This window comes from Bacillus sp. B1(2022), assembly GCF_040259625.1.
In the GTDB taxonomy this organism is placed as follows: Bacteria; Bacillota; Bacilli; order Bacillales; family Bacillaceae; genus Bacillus; species Bacillus velezensis.
In genome coordinates this window covers 50,761-70,217 of the sequence record NZ_JANIFO010000015.1, presented here as the reverse complement: position 1 = coordinate 70,217, position 19,457 = coordinate 50,761, and the positions used below count along the sequence as shown (strand labels likewise).

20 protein-coding genes are annotated in these 19,457 nt (G+C 45.5%); 7 read left to right on the top strand and 13 right to left on the bottom strand.

All coding sequences use genetic code 11. The features are described from left to right. Window positions 1-198: 198 nt before the first annotated feature. The 3 genes from NQS30_RS20015 to gerPC form a co-directional block, all read right to left on the bottom strand. A complete protein-coding gene (locus NQS30_RS20015; RefSeq protein ID WP_007407983.1) occupies window positions 199-825 on the bottom strand; it encodes an FMN-dependent NADH-azoreductase in 627 nt (208 codons plus the stop codon). 144 nt (window positions 826-969) lie between these two features. Then, entirely contained in the window at window positions 970-1,461 is a 492-nt protein-coding gene (locus NQS30_RS20010) for a TraR/DksA family transcriptional regulator (protein ID WP_025284851.1), read from the bottom strand. 82 nt (window positions 1,462-1,543) lie between these two features. Next, window positions 1,544-1,924, bottom strand: a complete 381-nt coding sequence (gene gerPC, locus NQS30_RS20005; RefSeq protein WP_025284852.1) for a spore germination protein GerPC — start codon at window positions 1,922-1,924, stop codon at window positions 1,544-1,546. Window positions 1,925-2,016: 92 nt separating this feature from the next. Between gerPC and NQS30_RS20000 the strand changes: the two genes are divergently transcribed. Next, on the top strand, window positions 2,017-2,250 hold the full coding sequence (locus tag NQS30_RS20000; protein ID WP_012117743.1) for a hypothetical protein: 234 nt from the start codon (window positions 2,017-2,019) through the stop codon (window positions 2,248-2,250). On the opposite strand, the gene NQS30_RS19995 is transcribed toward NQS30_RS20000, so the two are convergent. Continuing rightward, window positions 2,237-2,719, bottom strand: coding sequence for an Hsp20/alpha crystallin family protein (locus NQS30_RS19995; protein ID WP_025284853.1), 483 nt, complete (start codon window positions 2,717-2,719; stop codon window positions 2,237-2,239). The genes NQS30_RS20000 and NQS30_RS19995 overlap by 14 nt on opposite strands. A 70-nt stretch (window positions 2,720-2,789) precedes the next feature. Between NQS30_RS19995 and NQS30_RS19990 the strand changes: the two genes are divergently transcribed. Together NQS30_RS19990 and NQS30_RS19985 are read left to right on the top strand one after the other, a co-directional pair. Further along, complete coding sequence (locus tag NQS30_RS19990) at window positions 2,790-3,062, top strand: hypothetical protein (RefSeq protein ID WP_003153786.1); 273 nt, start codon at window positions 2,790-2,792, stop codon at window positions 3,060-3,062. Then, entirely contained in the window at window positions 3,059-3,292 is a 234-nt protein-coding gene (locus tag NQS30_RS19985) for a hypothetical protein (protein ID WP_003153785.1), read from the top strand. Before NQS30_RS19990 ends, NQS30_RS19985 begins: the two co-directional genes overlap by 4 nt. Window positions 3,293-3,336: 44 nt before the next feature. On the opposite strand, the gene NQS30_RS19980 is transcribed toward NQS30_RS19985, so the two are convergent. The 3 genes from NQS30_RS19980 to NQS30_RS19970 form a co-directional block, all read right to left on the bottom strand. Beyond that, entirely contained in the window at window positions 3,337-3,681 is a 345-nt protein-coding gene (locus NQS30_RS19980; RefSeq protein ID WP_003153783.1) for a PH domain-containing protein, read from the bottom strand. Between the two features lie 293 nt (window positions 3,682-3,974). Continuing rightward, the gene (locus NQS30_RS19975) at window positions 3,975-4,115 is read right to left on the bottom strand and encodes a DUF4025 domain-containing protein (RefSeq protein WP_003153781.1); all 141 of its coding nucleotides are present in this window, start codon (window positions 4,113-4,115) and stop codon (window positions 3,975-3,977) included. Window positions 4,116-4,180: 65 nt separating this feature from the next. Next, window positions 4,181-4,384: a DUF6501 family protein gene (locus NQS30_RS19970; RefSeq protein WP_007407979.1), complete on the bottom strand. Its 204-nt coding sequence runs from the start codon at window positions 4,382-4,384 to the stop codon at window positions 4,181-4,183. A gap of 183 nt (window positions 4,385-4,567) precedes the next feature. On the opposite strand from NQS30_RS19970, the gene NQS30_RS19965 reads away from it, so the two are divergent. From NQS30_RS19965 to NQS30_RS19955, 3 genes are all read left to right on the top strand, one after another. Beyond that, window positions 4,568-6,055 (top strand): aldehyde dehydrogenase family protein, encoded by a 1,488-nt coding sequence (locus tag NQS30_RS19965; RefSeq protein ID WP_007611960.1) that lies wholly within the window; start codon window positions 4,568-4,570, stop codon window positions 6,053-6,055. A gap of 96 nt (window positions 6,056-6,151) precedes the next feature. Beyond that, entirely contained in the window at window positions 6,152-8,035 is a 1,884-nt protein-coding gene (locus tag NQS30_RS19960; RefSeq protein WP_007407977.1) for a terpene cyclase/mutase family protein, read from the top strand. Continuing rightward, the gene (locus NQS30_RS19955; RefSeq protein ID WP_072589167.1) at window positions 8,032-8,877 is read left to right on the top strand and encodes a superoxide dismutase; all 846 of its coding nucleotides are present in this window, start codon (window positions 8,032-8,034) and stop codon (window positions 8,875-8,877) included. The genes NQS30_RS19960 and NQS30_RS19955 overlap by 4 nt, the downstream gene beginning before the upstream one ends. Window positions 8,878-8,916: 39 nt before the next feature. On the opposite strand, the gene NQS30_RS19950 is transcribed toward NQS30_RS19955, so the two are convergent. After that, a complete protein-coding gene (locus tag NQS30_RS19950) occupies window positions 8,917-10,254 on the bottom strand; it encodes a sodium-dependent transporter (protein ID WP_012117747.1) in 1,338 nt (445 codons plus the stop codon). Window positions 10,255-10,457: 203 nt separating this feature from the next. On the opposite strand from NQS30_RS19950, the gene NQS30_RS19945 reads away from it, so the two are divergent. Next, entirely contained in the window at window positions 10,458-11,429 is a 972-nt protein-coding gene (locus tag NQS30_RS19945) for a bile acid:sodium symporter family transporter (RefSeq protein ID WP_218791226.1), read from the top strand. Window positions 11,430-11,461: 32 nt separating this feature from the next. On the opposite strand, the gene NQS30_RS19940 is transcribed toward NQS30_RS19945, so the two are convergent. The 5 genes from NQS30_RS19940 to NQS30_RS19920 all read right to left on the bottom strand — a co-directional run bounded on the left by NQS30_RS19940 (window position 11,462) and on the right by NQS30_RS19920 (window position 19,424). Continuing rightward, complete coding sequence (locus NQS30_RS19940) at window positions 11,462-12,208, bottom strand: MBL fold metallo-hydrolase (protein ID WP_069006941.1); 747 nt, start codon at window positions 12,206-12,208, stop codon at window positions 11,462-11,464. Window positions 12,209-12,281: 73 nt separating this feature from the next. After that, on the bottom strand, window positions 12,282-13,529 hold the full coding sequence (gene odhB, locus NQS30_RS19935; protein ID WP_003153764.1) for a 2-oxoglutarate dehydrogenase complex dihydrolipoyllysine-residue succinyltransferase: 1,248 nt from the start codon (window positions 13,527-13,529) through the stop codon (window positions 12,282-12,284). Window positions 13,530-13,544: 15 nt separating this feature from the next. Then, window positions 13,545-16,379, bottom strand: coding sequence for a 2-oxoglutarate dehydrogenase E1 component (sucA, locus tag NQS30_RS19930; protein ID WP_015240008.1), 2,835 nt, complete (start codon window positions 16,377-16,379; stop codon window positions 13,545-13,547). 227 nt (window positions 16,380-16,606) lie between these two features. Continuing rightward, on the bottom strand, window positions 16,607-18,523 hold the full coding sequence (locus tag NQS30_RS19925; protein WP_015240009.1) for a vWA domain-containing protein: 1,917 nt from the start codon (window positions 18,521-18,523) through the stop codon (window positions 16,607-16,609). Between the two features lie 10 nt (window positions 18,524-18,533). Continuing rightward, a complete protein-coding gene (locus NQS30_RS19920) occupies window positions 18,534-19,424 on the bottom strand; it encodes an AAA family ATPase (RefSeq protein ID WP_003153758.1) in 891 nt (296 codons plus the stop codon). Window positions 19,425-19,457: the final 33 nt, after the last annotated feature.

Below are 19,457 nucleotides of genomic sequence, written 5' to 3'. Positions count from 1 at the left end.
AGTCGTATTTTGGCAAGAGGGTTAATTCTTTTACAGAAAACCTTTTTTCTTTGTAAAAAATGCTTTATTCTACATAAAAATTGTTTTTTCGACAAAATATCAATATATCAATATAAGACCAGATCGAAAGCTGCCGCCAGTTTCTTCTATAATAGAAAAAACTCTCACACCCTGTAGGGGCGCAAGAGTTAATGGAAATTAGAATTTTGCAGCCAGATCTTTCGCTTCTTGCAGTCCTTTTTCAATGATCTCTTGAGCGTTATCCGGTGCAGCATTATGGCCTTCAACGACAACAGTGTGAAGATCTTGGACACCCCAGAAACCGAGAACGGTTTTCATGAAGTTTAATGACATTTCAAGAGATGCCATCGGTCCTTCAGAATATACGCCGCCGCGTGCGTTTAAGAGCGCTACTTTTTTATCTCCCATCAGACCTTTAGGGCCTTCAGGCGTGTATGTGAAAGTAACTCCTGCACGAGACAGGTAATCAACATAAGTATGAAGCACAGCAGGCACTGTGAAGTTCCAAAGCGGGAATGCAAACACGACTTTGTCAGCTTTGACAAATTGATTTAAGTAAATGTCAGCAGTTGACGCTTGTTTTTTCTCTTCGTCTGTCATTTCAATTCCTTTTGAAGCTTTGAATGTTCCGTTAATCATATCTCTTCCGAGGTAAGGAAGGTTTTCTTTATGAAGATCAAGTTCGATCACTTCATCATTCGGATTGTTTTCTTTATAAGCAGCCAGAAACGCTTCGTATAATTTTACGGATACGCCTTCTTCAGCCGTACGGTCACTTGATTTTACAAATAATACTTGAGACATTCTAAATTCCTCCCGGTAATCTTTTAATATTTACTTACAAATAGTATGTTACTTTCTTTTTTATATAAAGTCAATGATTTTATTTCGATTTTGAGATTTTTTATGGAATAAAAAAACAGGTACATATGAATGTACCTGCTGCTATTATTGTGAATCCTGCTCGCGATCCAGGATTTCGTATGTTTGTGAGCTTTTTTGATCAACGGTTTCTTTATTTGAGAGGTCTTTCACCTGCTCGTGAAATTCCCTTTCATATGACGGAGCGTCTGTTTTCACATCCCCTTCTGTTTCTCGCTGCGCTTCGACGGTCATTCTGGCGTACGGCACGGCTTCAAGTCTTTCATAAGGAATTTCTTTTCCCGTTTTCTCGCAAATCCCGTATGTTCCTTTATCCATTCGTTCAAGCGCGGCGTTCACCTCATCTAAAAGATTCTGATCGACACCGTCCAGCGTCTGATTCGTGACCCTGTCCAAATAAATGCTTCCGTGATCAGCTAAGTGGTTATCTACTCCGTTCGACAGTTCTCCTGTGTCTTCACTCATTGAATGATTTTCTTTTGATTCTCCCTGAAGACTTTCCTTTAAATCGATTAATTTATGATAAAGGCTGTCCTGCTGTACTTTTGATAATGACATATTCATCATCTCCTTTTTCGTCTGTATTCTTCGCTGTATCTGTTAATACATACCCTCGAAAAAGGAGGCTGAAACAACGGGGTCAATGCTTTCTCCCCCTGATGGTGACATTGGGTGTCTGCTGCTTTGTCTGTCTTTTTTCTTTCGCAGCATCAGTTTGCGGGTTGTCCCGAAATTCTTCAGCGCAGGCTTGTTTGAGCCTGTGCGCCGGTGTATGGTAAGTGGCGCCGATATTCAGCATACCGCTCAGCTCTTCTATACTCAGCTTTTCAAAATCAATATTGTACTCAACCTTGTCCACTTTGACGTGCTCAATATGGACATATGTTTTTTCCCCTTCCACCGTTTGCGGCTCAAAATGACACTTATCCTGAAGCTCATCAAGCTGTTGTTCCACTTTCTTAAGCCGGTCTAATTCTTCTTCACACACTTTTTTGAAAATCTCTTTCATTATTTTTTTCAAAGAAAATCACTTCTTTCCCCGTCACTCTTGGAAAGTTCTATGCGTCCCGCATTGCGAATATATAAACATGATATACAAAAAGGAGGCGAATCATGATGTTTTTTCCATCCGTTATCAATTTTGAGTATATAAAAATGAACGGAATAAGCGGCGGAGCAACTTTTAACACCGGCTCTTCCGTTATGGTGAGAAACACAGCAGCCAATAAAAGAAATGAAGGGTACGGTGAACAAAACGGTGATTGCACCGTTGTCGTCATCCCTATCATGAGTATCGATGATTCAGATCTGATAGATGGCACAGCAAACAAGATCAGCCTTCGATAATGATCTGGCTTGCATCCCCCAGATGTTTAGCAATCGATATATATAAAATCCCGTCTTTGAATACCGCCTGCATTCCCTTCGTTCCCTGAGCGGAATGCGGAAGGTCGAGTTTTTTTTCAAAATCGCCGTATTTTCCGGTCTTCTGTTTAAAATCCTGTTCATTGAAAAAGGATTTTCTCGTGCCTTTTACGACGATATATTCTCCGTAGGACAGCAGCTGAACATCTTGTTTCCGGTAGCCGGGCAGATACAGTAAAAATTGGAGCTCATCATGGGTTTCCACAATATCTATAAGAGGAAAAGCATCCTCATTTCTTTTCATTTGCCCATCTCCCTGTTGAAAGGGAAAATGAGAATGGCCGTTTTGAAATGATTTCAGTTGTTCATCATCAAAAACGTTTTTCCAAAAGTCTCCGCCGGACATGTTTTGCGCCATTTCCATCCATTGCTTCATCTTATCGAAATCCATTTTTATCGCCTCCTGTCTAAGCATACGGTCATAACAGCCGGCATACACCTGTATTAAAGGAGGTTTGCCTGTGGTTCAACCAACTCCATATATCAATATTAATATTTTCATGTTGAAAATTAATTCCTTTGAAAATGCTTCAGCGGTGAATGTCGGACAAAATTTACTGGCGGAATGGCAGAATTCTGATAAAAAGAATCAGGGATACGGACAGAACTTCGGAGATGCAAGCGGCTTCATCGGCACGAACGGCAAAGTGGATGACCGGGATCAAATTGATTCTCCATCTACCTTTGAGTCTGCATGCGATAAAATCCCTGCCGGAAAAGGAGGCCCATTATGATGTTTTCGCCGGTTTTGGTAAATGTAGGAGGCTTTAAAGTAAATGCAGTCGACCGCGGTTCTTCCATTACGATCGGCCCGTATCAGCAAATCGATTATTTTTTATCCAATAAGATCAACTACGGATTCGGTGAAGAAAATGGTGATTTGGCGCCGATTTATATCCCCATCAGTTCTATTGCTGATCCGGATCTCATTGATTCGAACTCCGGAAAAACAAGCATTATATAATAAAAAGGCCATCCGCATGCATTCGGATGGCTTTTATGTGATATTTAACTGCATAAGTATTTTGTTAAGATGGCTTGAACCTCAGTCAAGTCCGTTTCTTTTGCAAATTCCAATTCGAAAGTTTTTCCCCTTGTCATTAATACAAGCCCGGTATCTGGATCAAACATCCCCGCTTCTTGAATGGCGAAGCTTTCAATTGTTTTATATGGAAGAAATACGCGCACTTTCTTTTTGGAGAACATTTTATTATCAAAGAAAATGACTCGTTTATTCGTAAAGCATATTTGGTCAACCCGCAGTTTATAAATCGTTTCGATCCGTTCTCCCTCAACGAGCAAAGCCTCCAGCTTTTTTGTGTCGGTTGATCTGCTGACAGAAAAAATTCCCAATGAAGAACCCCACTTTCTGCTTCTATACTATTGTTTTATTACAATCATAAAAAAATAAGTTCTTTATCCCTATATAAGAATACGACATAGACGGCATTTAAACCATTACGAACAGATTACATTTTTAGAACGTTCATCAAAAAAGCCCTTCGCGAAAGGTGCCGCTGTTATGAAGTAGTACGGTTCAGCGAAAGAAAAGGTTTCAAGAAAACGGTATTTTTTTCGAAAAGTCAGTTTTTTATTTTCGCCATAAAAAACCGCGGCTTCTCCAATGCCGCGGTTTCAACAAAACATCAACGATCCGTATCTTCAATTGTTCCTTCTTTATATGTATCTGAAATTTGTTCCATCGTCGTGTCGGTGCCTTCTTCAGGTTGCACTTGCTGGAGCTGATCTGATGTTTTATTTTGTTTGTCTTGCTCTGTTTTTTTCATTTTGCAGCCACCTTTTATATGTAGTCTTTTTTAGTATGGCTCAGGCAAAATGAATTCATTCAGCTTTAAACTTCTTCAAAATACTCTTTGTAGAAGCCTCCGACTTTGTTTGTATTGTCTACAACAAAAATGAATTCTTCTGTTTCATTTTTGACTTCATACTCTTTACCCGGCGTCAGCACATTTTTGACAATGTATTTTTTCGCATCTGTATGTACGCATTTGACCTTTTTGACGCTTTCTTTTGTCTGCCAATTATTATGAATCATTTATAAAACTCCTTTTCTTAATCGATAAGCTTATTGTAGCCGTTTTTTCTTGTGAATTGCAATAACGGTTATCAATTGATTTTACCGGGGCTGTTATTATAGAATGACTGTATGCGCTTACTTTGCGCGGACATCAAGATGCTCAAAACAGACCATAAAAAAATTTCGGGAGGTTTGTTACGAATGAGTTCTTTAACGATGCAGATCACAAAAAGGCTGGAAACATTTTTACAGGGCACGAAGAAACTTTATATTGACGGAAAATTTGTTCCGAGCGCTTCAGGATCAACATTTGTCACACCGAATCCGGCAACCGGGGAAACGCTGATGACGCTTTACGAGGCACAGTCAGAAGACATTGACAGTGCAGTGAAAGCGGCACGCAAAGCCTTTGATCACGGCGAATGGCGCACTATGCCGGCCGCTTCCAGAAGCAGGCTGATGTATAAGCTTGCCGATTTAATGGAAGAGCACAAAACGGAACTCGCGCAGCTTGAAACACTTGATAACGGAAAACCGATTAATGAAACGACGAATGGGGATATCCCGCTTGCAATTGAGCATATGCGTTATTATGCCGGATGGTCTACAAAGATAACCGGACAAACGATTCCGGTCGCCGGCTCATATTTTAATTACACCCGCCATGAGCCTGTCGGCGTCGTGGGGCAGATCATCCCTTGGAACTTCCCGCTCCTTATGGCGATGTGGAAAATGGGCGCCGCCCTTGCCACAGGCTGCACAATCGTTTTGAAACCGGCGGAACAGACACCGCTGACCGCCCTCTATTTAGCGGAATTAATAGATCAGGCGGGCTTCCCTGACGGCGTCATCAATATTGTCCCAGGGTTCGGCGAGACGGCCGGGGAAGCGCTGACCAACCATGACGATGTCGATAAACTCGCTTTTACCGGTTCTACAGAAATCGGCAAAAAAATCATGGAAAAAGCCGCAAAAAAAATTAAACGCGTGACACTGGAGCTTGGCGGAAAGTCACCTAACATCATTTTGCCTGACGCCAATTTGAAGAAAGCCATTCCCGGCGCTTTAAACGGGGTCATGTTTAATCAGGGGCAGGTATGCTGCGCAGGCTCCCGTGTCTTCATTCACAAAGACAAATATGATGAGGTCGTCAGCGAAATGGTTTCATATGCGAAATCGCTTCAGCAAGGCGCCGGCCTTCACCAAGATACACAAATCGGCCCGCTCGTCAGTCAGGAACAGCATGAGCGCGTGCTTTCATATATTGAAAAAGGAAAAGCGGAAGGAGCCAAAGCTGTCGCGGGCGGCAGCTGCCCGTTTGAAGAAGGGTATTTTGTCTCCCCGACTGTATTTGCGGATGTGGATGACAGCATGACCATCGCAAAAGAAGAAATTTTCGGCCCTGTTTTAGCCGCCATTCCGTATGATACGGTAGATGAAGTCATTGAGAGGGCGAACCGCTCGGAATACGGCCTTGCAGCCGGACTTTGGACTGAGAATGTGAAAAACGCCCATTACATTGCTGACCGTCTCCAAGCCGGCACCATTTGGGTCAACTGCTACAATGTTTTCGATGCGGCATCTCCTTTCGGCGGCTATAAGCAGTCCGGCCTCGGGCGGGAAATGGGCTCTTACGCGCTGAATAATTATACAGAAGTGAAAAGTGTCTGGATCAATCTGGAAGATTAAATCAAACAAGAAACTGCTGCCTGTCAGCAGTTTCTTTCTTTTGTCATGCCGCCTTTGACATATGAATATATATGCTTCTGAAGGAGTTGAGCGAGTGTGAGCACAATTCATGAAAACGTCAGAAGCCGCCAAAAGAAAACCATCTCCCTATTAAGAGAAACGCAAAATGCGGACGGCTCATGGTCATTTTGTTTTGAAGGACCGATTTTGACAAACGCCTTTCTGATCCTCCTCCTCACTTCTCTTGGAGACAATGATAAAGAACTGATCGCTGAGCTTGCAGAAGGCATTCGCGCTAAACAGCGCCCGGACGGAACTTTTGCCAACTATCCTGATGACCGGAAAGGAAATGTGACCGCCACTGTACAGGGCTATGCCGGCTTGCTGGCTTCCGGTTTATATAGCCGTTCTGAGGCGCATATGATTCAGGCCGAACGCTTTATCATCTCAAATGGCGGCTTGCGCAACGTACACTTTATGACAAAGTGGATGCTTGCGGCAAACGGCCTTTATCCATGGCCCGCGCTGCATCTGCCATTATCTTTCTTAGTCATTCCCCCATCCTTCCCGCTGCATTTTTACCAGTTCAGTACATACGCCCGTATTCATTTTGTACCGATGGCCGTGACGCTTAACAAAAGATTTTCGCTGAAAAATCCCAACGTTCCGTCTCTCGCACATTTAGACCGGCATATGACTAAAAATCCGTTTACATGGCTTCGTTCCGATCAGGATGAGAACAGAGACCTCTCTTCTCTTTTCGCGCACTGGAAGCGGCTTTTGCAGATTCCTGCCGCTTTTCACCAGCTCGGTCTGCGTACGGCCAAAACGTATATGCTTGACCGGATTGAAGAAGACGGCACATTATACAGCTATGCGAGCGCCACTATTTTTATGGTGTACGGCCTGCTCGCTCTCGGTGTATCGCGCCACTCCCCCGTTATCAGAAAAGCGCTTGCCGGCACGAAAGCTTTGCTCACGTCTTGCGGCGATATACCGTACCTGGAAAATTCAACGTCGACCGTTTGGGATACGGCGCTTCTCAACTATGCGCTTATGAAAAGCGGCATCTCAGATAACGATCAGATGATAACCAGCGCCGCCCGGTTTCTGCGTGAACGGCAGCAGACGAAAGTCGCTGATTGGGCCGTTCACAACCCGCATGCTGAACCGGGAGGATGGGGTTTTTCAAACATCAATACAAATAATCCCGATTGTGATGACACAGCCGCAGTGCTCAAAGCCATTCCGCGAAAACTTTATCCCGCCTCATGGGAACGCGGACTGAGCTGGCTTTTGTCCATGCAAAACAGTGACGGCGGCTTCTCTGCTTTTGAGAAAAATGTCAATCATCCGCTGGTCCGCCTGCTGCCGCTGGAATCGGCTGAGGAAGCTGCCATCGATCCCTCAACAAGCGACTTAACCGGACGGGTGCTGCACTGTTTAGGAGAAGCGGGGCTTTCTTCTGATCACCCTCAGATTGAAAAGGCCGTCCAATGGCTGATCCGCCATCAAGAAGAGGACGGATCGTGGTACGGCAGATGGGGTGTCTGCTATATTTACGGCACATGGGCAGCGCTGACAGGGATGAAGGCTTGCGGCGTGAGCCAAAACCACCCGGCCGTGAAAAAAGCGATCCGCTGGCTGAAGTCCATTCAAAACGAGGACGGAAGCTGGGGGGAATCCTGTAAAAGCGCAGAAGAGAAAACCTATGTTCCGCTTTCTTACGGGACGCTTGTACAGACGGCTTGGGCGGCCGAAGCTTTGCTGCAATACGAAAAAACTCATCATCAAGCCGTCACAAAAGGCATATCTTTTCTTATTGAAAACCGGCATTACGAAGGAGCCGCTTTCAGCTATCCGACCGGAATCGGCCTGCCGAAGCAGTTTTACATCAGGTATCACAGCTACCCGTATGTGTTTTCTTTGCTTGCGCTCAGCACTTTTATGAAAATGAGTGAAAAGGAGGAAGAAAAATGAAACGGCACGCTTATCAAACCGAGATGCTGAATTGGTGTGAAACCTTGAAGGAACAAGTTATTCAGCAAGGTCGGTTCGATCGCTTCGCGGCACAAATCGACCGGATTTTTCACACCCTTCAGGATGATGGATTAACGGAGGCGGAATGGTACGAACAGGCATCAGCACTTTACCGGGACATTACTGAACCCGAAGAGCCGGATGAGCGCAGAGCTTATGTGCCGATCGGCAAGCATGTCCTCCCTAAACTGCCTTACAGTTATTCCGCACTGGAACCGTATATTTCAAGAGAGATTATGAAACTTCACCATACAAAACACCATCAGAGCTATGTTGACGGTCTGAATAAAGCAGAACTGGAGCTCAAAAAAGCGAGACAGACGAAACAGTACGACTTAGTGGCGCATTGGGAGCGGCAATTGGCGTTTCACGGCGCGGGCCATTATTTGCACAGTATTTTCTGGTTTTCGATGAATCCAAACGGAAAAAGACGGCCGACGGGGGCGCTCTTTCAAATGATTGATGCGTCATTCGGAAGCTATTCCGCTTTTAAAGAGCAATTTTCTCAAGCGGCGAAAAAAGTCGAAGGAGTCGGCTGGGCTATCCTAGTCTGGGCGCCGCGCGCCGGGCGGCTGGAGATTTTGGCCGCTGAGAAGCATCAGCTCTACAGCCAGTGGGACGTCATTCCTTTGCTTCCGCTGGATGTGTGGGAACACGCTTATTACTTACAATATAAAAACGACCGAGCGGCTTACGTGGATCAATGGTGGAATGTCGTTGATTGGCGGGAGGCGGAGAAACGGTTCGAGCAAGCGCACCGCGTAATATGGCCGCTTTATTAAAAAAGCCCCCGTCTTGAACGGGGGCCTGCTTCTTTTGGTTTAAAAAATACCAAGGACGTGCAGAAAAACGATAATAATGGCTACAGGAGCCACATAACGAATTAATAGGAGCCAAACTGCAAACCATTTTCGTTTTATACCGGAACCGCTTTTCAGTTCGTCAAACAGCATCTGTTTCGGGATTTTCAACGGTACGAAAACGGCAATTAAAAGCGCGCCCAGCGGCATTAAGACATTGCTGACCAGAAAATCCGCAGCGTCAAAAATACTGCGGTGAAAAATAGAAACATCACTCAAGATTCCGTACGACAGCGCCGAAGGGACCCCGACAATAAATATAGCAAGTCCCCCGATCCATGCATACCGCTTCCGTTTTGCCGAATCGCCTTTTGACAAAACAGCAACTAAAATTTCAAGCATTGAAAAAGCCGATGTCAGCGTCGCAAATAAAAACAGCAGCAAAAAGGCGAGTAAAAACACGATGCCCAACGGCATTTGATTAAAGACGGTCGGCAGCACGTTAAATAAAAGCTGCGGGCCTTGATCCGGCTTGAGGCCGAATGCAAACACCGCCGGAAAAATCGCCACTCCCGCCATCACAGCAACAAGGACATTTAATACCGTCACCGATACGGCGGATTGAACAATATTTTCTTCTTTTTCTAAATATGCGCTGTATGTAACCATTACGGACACTCCGACGCTTAACGAGAAAAATGATTGTCCCATCGCATATAAAATAGTATTGGCATCCATCGCGCCAAAATCAGGCATAAAAAAGAATTTTAATCCTTTTGCTGCATCATGCAGCGTAACGGAGCGGATCATTAAGAGAATAAACAGAATAAACAGAGCCGGCATCAACACCTGGCTCACTTTTTCAATGCCGCTGCTCACCCCTTTTGCCACAACTAAAATCGTCAGCACGATAAACAGCAGCTGGCCGAAAACGGCTGCATAAGGATTTGAAATGGTATCGATAAATAACGTATCAAATCCCGAAGAAAGCGATAAGCCGCCTGTAAAGCCTTTTATAATGTAGATTAATATCCATCCCCCCACTACGCTGTAGAAGGATAATAGAATAAAACACGTAATGATTCCGAGATATCCGATCCAGTGCCACTTTTTCCCCGGCGCGAGCGCCTTATAGGATTCAACGGCGTTTTTTTGTGTTTTTCTGCCGATAATAAATTCAGCAAGCAAAAGCGGCAGTCCGATTAAAACAGTAAATAAAATAAAAATAAGCAGAAAAGCGCCGCCTCCGCTGGTTCCCGCTACGTAAGGGAACTTCCATATTGCGCCGAGCCCGATTGCAGAGCCGGCCGTAGCTAAAATAAATCCCAGCTTAGATGACCATTGATTAGCTTCTTTCACTTCAGCACTCCCAATTCATTTCAGTATAAAAATCAATTGTAAGAATATATGTCTGAATAGTCAAGAAGATGTTAGTTTACATAATAATTTTATTGAAAACTTATATTTAATATTGAATTATTCAGAACATTATTTATAATGGAATACAGAAAAGTCAGTCATATTTTCTGACTGATTGATTGAATGTAAAAGGAGCTGTGTTTATGGAATGGCTGAAAAAAATAAGCGGGTTTGCGGGCCAAACCTTTGGCTTGTGGGTTATCGTCTTTGGCGGTTTAGGATTCGCCTGCCCTGATTTGTTTTCTTGGATCAGTTCTTATATGACGATTTTCCTTGGTATTATTATGTTTGGGATGGGGCTTACTCTTCAAGCAGACGATTTTAAAGAATTAATCAGAAAGCCTTGGCATGTCGTAATCGGAGTCGCTGCCCAGTTTACGATTATGCCGCTTACGGCTTTCTGTTTATCAATCGGGCTCCGCCTCCCCGCAGAAATCGCCGCGGGCGTCATTCTGGCCGGATGCTGTCCGGGCGGTACGGCATCAAACGTCATGACGTTTTTGGCGAAAGGCAATACGGCGCTTTCTGTTGCGGTCACCACGATCTCAACATTGCTTGCTCCTATTGTAACGCCGGCACTTATTATGCTGTTTGCGAAAGAGTGGCTCCCCGTTTCTTTCGGCTCACTGTTTGTTTCCATTATGCAAGCCGTGCTTTTGCCGATCGTCCTCGGGGTGATTGTGAAGCTGTTCTTCAAAAAACAGGTCGGACAAGCCGTGCACGCGCTTCCTCTCGTGTCGGTAATCGGCATCGTAGCGATTGTATCCTCTGTCGTCAGCGTAAATCGTGAGCATTTGCTTCAATCAGGACTGCAGATTGTGTCTGTCGTCATCTTACATAACGGAATCGGATATTTGTTAGGATTCCTGACTGCAAAGCTTTTCAAAATGGATTATGCTTCACAAAAAGCGATTGCGATCGAAGTCGGAATGCAAAACTCCGGACTGGGCGCAGCGCTTGCGACAGCGCATTTCTCCCCTTTGTCAGCCGTGCCGAGCGCAATTTTCAGCATATGGCACAATCTGTCGGGGTCTGTTCTTGCCACCTACTGGTCTAAGAAAAAAGAGAAAAACAGCGCCGAAGAAGAAGAAACGGCAAAGATTCCGTTTTCATAACTGAACAAGGATAGGATAGGCTGCTGCCGCTCCTATCCTTGTTTATTCTGCAGATCACGAAACAGGCGCAAAAGCGCTTTTTTTACATCCCCCTGAAATAAACCTCCATGATAACAAATCAATTGGCGGATATCGTAATCGAGCAGCCGCTGCACAGAACGGACCGCATCATCCATATGTAACGTATAGCCGGGATTAGCAAGGTTCAGCTTTCCGTCTTCAATGACGACCGCATCACCTGTGACCATAGTTTTTTCGGCAGGCAGATAAAGACTGATATGGCCGGGTGTATGACCCGGCGTGGCTACAACGCGAATGCCTCCGCACCAAGGCAGCAGCTCGCCGTCAGTAACTGTCCGGTGAACTGGAGCCGATTCGACTGATTGAAGCGAGCGGATGAACTGTTTTGCATAAGGCTTTGCATCCTCCGGCAATGAACAAAACGTTGATTCAGCCTGCTCAAGCCGTAAAGATTTTTTAGAGCCGTCAATATACGGCGCTTCACGCTCATGTACTGTCACGCTGACATCCGGATGTAAACGGGATAATGCAGCGAGTGAGCCGATATGGTCTATGTCGTGATGCGTTACAATGATTTTTGTCAATGAATGAAGCGACATTCCATGCCGGGCAGCGGCATGTTGAAGATGGTTTGTAAAACCGGGATATCCGCAGTCTATTAATATCGTGTCATGTTCGTCTTGCAGAAGAACCGGAGTGATAGAATGCAATTCTTCATTATATTCAAATTCGATCTCAAGCGGATAACAGCTTTTCATATAAATTCTCCCCTTCTCTCAATAAAAAAAGTACACTGCTTGTAAGGGCAGTGTACTTTTTGTCTGTCTCAAATTATCCTTCCAGCAACAGCTGTTCCGGATCTTCAAGCAGGTTTTTAATGGTGACAAGGAATCCGACCGCTTCTTTACCATCTACAATTCTGTGATCGTATGATAAAGCGATGTACATCATCGGACGGTTTTCAGAGCGCTCCGCATCAATCGCTACTGGGCGCAGCTGAATTTTGTGCATACCTAAGATCCCAACCTGAGGGCTGTTTAGGATCGGTGTTGACATAAGCGATCCGAATGTACCTCCGTTTGTGATCGTGAAGGAGCCTCCTTGCAGCTCACCTAATGTTAATTTATTGTTTCGCGCTTTTTTCGCAAGTTCGCCGATCTCTCTTTCAATGCCGGCAAACGTCAGGCGGTCAGCGTCACGCACGACTGGGACGACAAGCCCTTCTTCAGCCGCGACAGCGATACCGATGTCATAGAATTTTTTCACGATCAGCTCATCGCCTTGAATTTCAGCGTTAAGGAGCGGGAATTTTTTCAATGCAGCCACGACGGCTTTTGTAAAGAACGACATGAAACCGAGTTTTACATCGTTTTGCTCAAGGAATTGGTCTTTGCGGCGTTTTCTTAGATTCATAACGGCCGTCATGTCAACTTCGTTAAATGTAGTCAGCATCGCAGAAGTCTGCTGCACTTCAACCAATCGTTTCGCGATCGTCTGTCTGCGGCGGGACATTTTTTGCACTTCGACAGGTTTGTCAAAGCTTTGCTGTGTTTTTTGAGCCTGCTGTTTCGGCTGTGCCGCAGGTTTTGAAGCCGGTTTTTCATAAGCTTCCACATCTTGTTTGCGCACGCGGCCGAGCGGGTCTCCCGTCGGAATTTGTGATAGATCAATTCCTTTTTCCCTTGCCAGCTTGCGTGCAGCCGGAGACGCTACCGTTCTGGATTTCGCTTCTGATTGTGCTTCCTGGCTGACTTCTTGTGCAGCAGGTTCAGCTTTTGCTTCCTCTTTCGTTTGTTCATTGGCTGGAGCACTTTCTGAAGGGGCGGGTGCAGAACTTTCGCCAGCGCCTTCTGTAATGGTACCGATAATTTCTCCTACTTGGACGGTATCACCCGAATCTTTCAATACCTCTTTTAGAACACCCGATTCTTCTGCTGTCAATTCAACATTTACTTTGTCCGTCTCCAGTTCAAGCAAGTACTCACCCTGTTCTACATAATCACCGGGCTGCTTTAACCATTGGGCTATCGTTCCTTCTGAGATTGATTCTGCTAATTCAGGTACCTTAATTTCCGCCATTTTTTCATTTCCCCCTTAGTTTTTGCGAGTCAAGCTATCAGATACAATGCGTTCCTGTTCTTTTTTGTGGACTGTCGGATCTCCTTCTGCGGGACTGGATCGTCTTCTTCGGCCGATGTATTGGACATTTACTCCTTTTGGCGCGATTTCCGTAAGATACGGGCTGATATAACTCCATGCCCCCATGTTCTGCGGCTCTTCCTGAACCCAAACGATCTCTTGCAGGTTCGGCAGTTTGGCGAAAAGCTCCTTCGTATCTTTTGCCGGGAACGGATACAGCTGTTCGATTCTGGCAATATGAAGCCAATCCTTATCGCCTTCCATTTTGTTGAAGTGATCGCTGATATCAATTGACACTTTTCCGCTTGATAATACGACGCGAGTCACTTTTTCGTAAGCATGGGAAAGACCGGACTGCTCATAGACAGGCTTGAATCGGCTTTCGCTCAGTTCCTGCACTTCAGATACCGTATTCGGGTTGCGCAGCAGGCTCTTCGGCGTCATGATCACAAGCGGGCGGATTTCCTCACGAAGCAGCATTTTCGCTTGTCTTCTTAAAATGTGGAAATACTGAGCTGCACTTGTCAGGTTGGCCACCGTCCAGTTGTTTTCCGCCGCCAGCTGCAGGAACCGCTCGACGCGGCCGCTGGAGTGTTCAGGGCCCTGCCCTTCGTAACCGTGAGGCAGCAGCATGACCAGTCCTGATTTTTGTCCCCATTTTGCCCGTCCTGCAGATATGAATTGATCAAAATAGACTTGAGCCGCATTAGCAAAGTCCCCGTACTGCGCCTCCCACATCACAAGCGTTTCAGGCGAATACACGTTGTATCCATATTCAAAGCCGAGAACCGATCCTTCAGAGAGCGGGCTGTTATGCACCGTAAATGAAGCAGCGCAGTCGTCTAAGTGATGGAGGGCAACAAATTCTTCTCCTGTTTCGCTGTCATGCAGCACAAGGTTTCTTTGAGCGAACGTTCCGCGCTCTGAATCCTGTCCGGTCAGTCGGATCGGCGTGCCGTCTTTCAAAATGGAAGCAAACGCAAGCGATTCAGCCAATGACCATTCAACTTTACGGTCATCATCAAACGCTTTTGCACGTCTTTCCAGGATTCTTTTCAGCTTGCCGAACACGTTAAAAGATTCCGGCCAGTTGATAAGTTCGCCGTTCAGCTTGCGGAGAACATCAAAGTCAATGGCTGTGTCAACGTCTGGAAAACCGTTGGACACCGGTTCCGGCAATTCAATTTCCCGTACGGCGTCTTCTTTTTTGGCGGGCACCTTTTTATAGGCGTCTTCAATTCGTTTTGTCACTGCCGTTTCGATGTTTTGCGCTTTTTCCTCGCTGATCAGTCCTTCACTTACGAGTTTTTCCGCAAAGATCCGCTTGACAGTCGGGTGTTTTCTGACGGCTTCATACAGCATCGGCTGTGTCGTTGACGGCTCATCCATTTCATTGTGGCCGTACCGTCTGTACCCGATTAAATCGATTAAGAAATCTTTATTGAACCGCTTCCGGTATTCAACCGCAAATTTAACGGCTGACAGGCATGCTTCCGGATCATCCGCGTTGACGTGAACGATCGGAATTTCATAGCCCTTCGCCAAATCACTGGCATATTTCGTGGATCGTGATTCATCGCTTTCAGTTGTAAAGCCGATCATATTATTGGCGATGATATGAATGGCCCCGCCGACCTGATAGCCTTTCAGAGAGCTTAAGTTCAGCGTCTCGGCGACAATGCCTTCTCCCGGAAACGCTGCGTCACCGTGAATTAAAATGGCGAGCGATTTTGTTTCGTCTTGAACCGGGTACCCCTTTTGCGTTCTTGTTTCCTGTGCCGCCCGCGTGCTTCCTTCAACAATCGGATTGATGAATTCCAAATGGCTCGGGTTATTTGCAAGCGTAATCCGCGCGCTTTTGGTTTCAGCATCCTGAAGCTGTCTGTCTGCACCGAGGTGGTATTTTACATCGCCCGTCCAGCCGTAGCTGATGCCGGTCGATCCTTCAGACGGCACAAGGTCTTTATTCGGCGCGTGCTGGAATTCTGAGAAAATAATCTCATACGGTTTGCCGAGCACATGCGCAAGCACATTTAAACGGCCTCTATGCGCCATTCCGATATTGACATTGGTTGTGCCCGCTTTCACAGACTGGGCGATAATGTCGTCAAGAACCGGCACAAGCGCGTCTAATCCCTCAATTGAAAAACGCTTCTGACCGACGAATGTCCGGTGTAAAAATTGTTCAAATCCTTCTACTTCCGTCAGTCTTTCTAAAACGGCTGACAGTTTTTCCGGTGAATTTTTCCGGAACAGTTCTCCGGATTCGACCATTTTTGTAATCCATGCGCGCTCTTCGAAATCATGCACATGGTCAAACTCGAAGGAGATGGTTCTTTTATAGGTATTGCGTAAATGCTGGATGGCTTCTAAGCCGTTTGTTATATTGGCAGGTGCGTCTTTACAGATGACAGACGCGGGTATTGCTTTCATTTCTTCTTCTGTAAGCCCGTACTCGGATAACGGAAAGAGCTCGCTCTTTTTCGGATCCTTTCTGAGCGGATTGACGGAAGCGTTCAGATGGCCATAGGTTCGAATATCTTCTGCAAGTTTAACTGCTGCTGCGATCTTTTGAATCAGATCTGCGGTGACGCGTCCCTGTTCCTTTGTACCCGATGCCTCTTTTATTTGGCTTGGCGGAGCGCCGAGTTCGTCAAACATGTCTTTCAGATCCGGATCAATGCTGTCTGGATCTTCAGCATATTGGTCGTACAGCTCCAGTGCGTAGCCGAGGTTCGGTCCGTAAAAATCTTCCCAATTCATTCTTTGTTTCATATTATTTTGAAACATTTGAATATTACCCCCAACCTAGATAATCAAGTGATCAATTCACTATCTTGAAATAACTTTTGAACGCTGTGCCCAAAATTATGTAATAAAAACGCTTCCAAGGATATTTTACCACTGATTGCGTTTGGATTCTACCTTGATTGTTCACAAAATAGTAAAAAAAACAGATCAATACCGAAAAAATTAAATCATTTTAAAATAAAAAGCGAAAAAGCATAGGAAAAAGCCTATCCTATGCTTTTATGAAGCAGTTTCTTCAAGAGCGGATACAGCACATCGGGCAGCTGATCGACATCCGGAACAAAAATACTGTACTTTCCGTACATATCCTGAATGGTTTTCATCTGTGATTCCTCTATCGCAGTATTGGACAGAAAAACATTTATGACTTCTATCCCTTTTTTTCTCGCTTCGATGACAGCCTCACTCGTATCGACGATGCCGTTTTGTTCGTATCCGAATGCTGCCGGCTCTCCGTCTGAAAACACGATTAAAAATTTTTGCGCCTCACTCCGCCGCATCAGCTGTTTCGTCATTTGTCTGATGGCGTATCCGTCTCTGTTATCTTCTTCAGGCGCAAGCTGCATGATCAGCGGACCCGCCGCCTGCAGCAGCGACTCTTCAAACGGAATGACGGTATTGAAGAAATTCGGCTGGCTCGTTTCAGTCGCTTCGTTCGTATCCTCCCAAAATCCGACGATCTGGTGCGGTACGGACACTGATTTCAAGGCTTCATGAAAAAGAACGATCCCTCTTTTTGTTTCATCCATTTTGTCGAACATGCTGGCCGAACAATCGACAAGCAATGTAAAAACGGCGTCAATGTCTGAAGACGGGTCCTGCTTTTTAAAGAAAAGGCGCGGGTTCCGCTCCGTAAAATAGCGGATCAGTTTGCGATTCAGCCGGCCTGCGTGAAGGTCGGTCCGCGGGAGCGTCTTTTTGTGCTCAAGTGTTTTTTGTATCATCTGCTTCAGGCGTTTTTGATATGATTCTATCGTTTTTGCCTGTTCTTTATAAGACTGCTCCTCTTCAGGAGACGGTTTATGAGGCGTTTGATAAACCGGGAAGGCAAATTTGTTTTCTTTTCCGTCAGCCAGCCCCGCGCCCTCATGTTCATCCTGAATGGATTCAAGCGCTTCCAGTTTGGAGTAATCCTCTCTTTTCGTCTGACGTGCGGAACCTTGAACGGAGCCGAGCGCCTGGTCACCGTCATCGCCTTCTCTGGCCGCGTCTTTCCCAAGATCTGATTTCGCGCCGTGCTCAATATCAAATTGAAGGAAACTTTTTGACGGCGCTTCGGTTTCCCGGTGCCACGTATTCATTTTCTCTTCAAGGATTTCTTCATCTCCGTCGGAAGACTCAGGGAGCGTGAGATCGTCACTTAACGAAGGCGCTTTTTTTACACTTTCGAATAAAGGCTCTTCAGCCGCTTTTTCGTAATCAAGTTCCGGCAGAAAAAAGTACGTGTTCAGCATATCTTTCTCAAGCACTTCATCAAGGCCGTCCATGAGGTCTTCCGTTATTTTTGCGATTTGTTCCGTAGAATCCGCCTCATACACCCGGATGAGCTGACGTTCAATATACGGTATCATCATATCAATATGTTCATGCATGGAAGGAATGCCTTCAAGCGGAGACTCAGCCGTCAGCTTGACAAACATCGCGCAATACAAAGCGTCGGTGAAAATGCTCCGTTCTAAATTCAATGTCAGCTGCGTCGTGAAATATTTCCTGTACATCTCCCTCCGCTTCTGAAAAACACGTTTCGTTCCCGGCCGTTCTTTTTTGATCAGCTCTTCAATTCTGATATCCTCAAGCAGCATAAACAGCTGCTTGGCAAAGCTTTGGCGGGTGAAATGCCGGTGAACGTCATTTAAAAACCCCGCAAATTCCCGAAATGAGCTGCTGCGTGTTCCGACAGCGCGCAAATAGACATCGCTTTTCAGGCCGGCTTCCATATCCCCGGCTGATCGGTCTTTCCAAAAGTGGCTCATGTAAATTTTCTTTTCAAAGGGATTGTAGTAAGACTGCACGCCGTATTCCACTTCAACTTCACTGCTTCTGGTCAGTGTTTTGGCCAGATCAGTCAGCATCATGAACAAAAACGAATCAATCGTGCTGTCATTAAATTTGATAAACTTCATTGTATATCCCTCATTCGAACAGCGTTTCTGCAATATTTCTGACAGCGGCTTTTTCCCTGTCATCGTCAAGTTTTTCTACGATGCCTCTTTCAATCGCCCGTTTCGGCGGGATGTACGCAGCCAAGTCGCACGTATCAATGAGAGCCCTGATGGACGCCGCTTCTTCTGACACTTGTCCGTTATGCGCTTGTGCGATTAAATCAGAAGACAGCGTCATAAAGCGCTCAATTAATTTCTCATCTTTTAAGACAGACTGAGAGGTCAGCACCTGCTTCAGGAGGCTTCCTTTAATATACGGAACATCAATGATGACAAAACGGTTTTTAAGGGCTTCGTTCAGCGGAACGGTGCCGACGTAGCCTTCATTAATCGCGGCGATAACACCGAATCCTTCGCTTGCCTTAATCACTTCTCCTGTAAAGGGATTTGTCATCATTTTTCTGTAATCTAGCACGCCGTTTAGAATCGGAAGGGTTTCAGGCTTTGCCATATTGATTTCGTCAATGTATAAAAAATGTCCCTCGTTCATTGCGGTTGTTACAGGTCCGGGAACGAATTCAATTGTCGCCTGTCCCTGTTCATTTTCAATCGTTTTATAGCCGACAAGCGCTTCTGCATCGAGGTCTACGGAGCAGTTGACGCTGTGCATCGGTTTATGAAAATAGTTCGAAAGCGTTTCCGCCAATTTAGTTTTCCCTGAACCCGTCGGTCCTTTTAATAAGATATTTTTTCCCATAGTCAAAGCAATGACGGCATCGAATACAATCGCTTTATCTTCGGCCTCATAGCCTGATGATCCGATTAAATCCCGGAATTCTTGGGAAACGGGATGATTTTGATAAGCCTGCAGTTTGTTTTGTATATCTTCCGGAAGTGATAGGTGCTGTAATTCTGAAGTCATAGGTGATGTTTCCTTTCCATTTGTATTCCATAA

What these genes read in the sequence shown, in the direction of transcription:
- NQS30_RS19970 (WP_007407979.1), bottom strand. Translation starts at nt 4,384, where the DNA reads ATGATTCATAATAATTGGCAGACAAAAGAAAGCGTCAAAAAGGTCAAA.
- NQS30_RS20000 (WP_012117743.1), top strand. Translation starts at nt 2,017, where the DNA reads ATGATGTTTTTTCCATCCGTTATCAATTTTGAGTATATAAAAATGAAC.
- NQS30_RS20015 (WP_007407983.1), bottom strand. Translation starts at nt 825, where the DNA reads ATGTCTCAAGTATTATTTGTAAAATCAAGTGACCGTACGGCTGAAGAA.
- NQS30_RS19985 (WP_003153785.1), top strand. Translation starts at nt 3,059, where the DNA reads ATGATGTTTTCGCCGGTTTTGGTAAATGTAGGAGGCTTTAAAGTAAAT.
- NQS30_RS19975 (WP_003153781.1), bottom strand. Translation starts at nt 4,115, where the DNA reads ATGAAAAAAACAGAGCAAGACAAACAAAATAAAACATCAGATCAGCTC.
- sucA (WP_015240008.1), bottom strand. Translation starts at nt 16,379, where the DNA reads ATGTTTCAAAATAATATGAAACAAAGAATGAATTGGGAAGATTTTTAC.
- NQS30_RS19945 (WP_218791226.1), top strand. Translation starts at nt 10,458, where the DNA reads ATGGAATGGCTGAAAAAAATAAGCGGGTTTGCGGGCCAAACCTTTGGC.
- NQS30_RS19965 (WP_007611960.1), top strand. Translation starts at nt 4,568, where the DNA reads ATGAGTTCTTTAACGATGCAGATCACAAAAAGGCTGGAAACATTTTTA.
- NQS30_RS19925 (WP_015240009.1), bottom strand. Translation starts at nt 18,523, where the DNA reads ATGAAGTTTATCAAATTTAATGACAGCACGATTGATTCGTTTTTGTTC.
- NQS30_RS19940 (WP_069006941.1), bottom strand. Translation starts at nt 12,208, where the DNA reads ATGAAAAGCTGTTATCCGCTTGAGATCGAATTTGAATATAATGAAGAA.
- NQS30_RS20010 (WP_025284851.1), bottom strand. Translation starts at nt 1,461, where the DNA reads ATGTCATTATCAAAAGTACAGCAGGACAGCCTTTATCATAAATTAATC.
- NQS30_RS19920 (WP_003153758.1), bottom strand. Translation starts at nt 19,424, where the DNA reads ATGACTTCAGAATTACAGCACCTATCACTTCCGGAAGATATACAAAAC.
- NQS30_RS19955 (WP_072589167.1), top strand. Translation starts at nt 8,032, where the DNA reads ATGAAACGGCACGCTTATCAAACCGAGATGCTGAATTGGTGTGAAACC.
- odhB (WP_003153764.1), bottom strand. Translation starts at nt 13,529, where the DNA reads ATGGCGGAAATTAAGGTACCTGAATTAGCAGAATCAATCTCAGAAGGA.
- NQS30_RS19995 (WP_025284853.1), bottom strand. Translation starts at nt 2,719, where the DNA reads ATGGATTTCGATAAGATGAAGCAATGGATGGAAATGGCGCAAAACATG.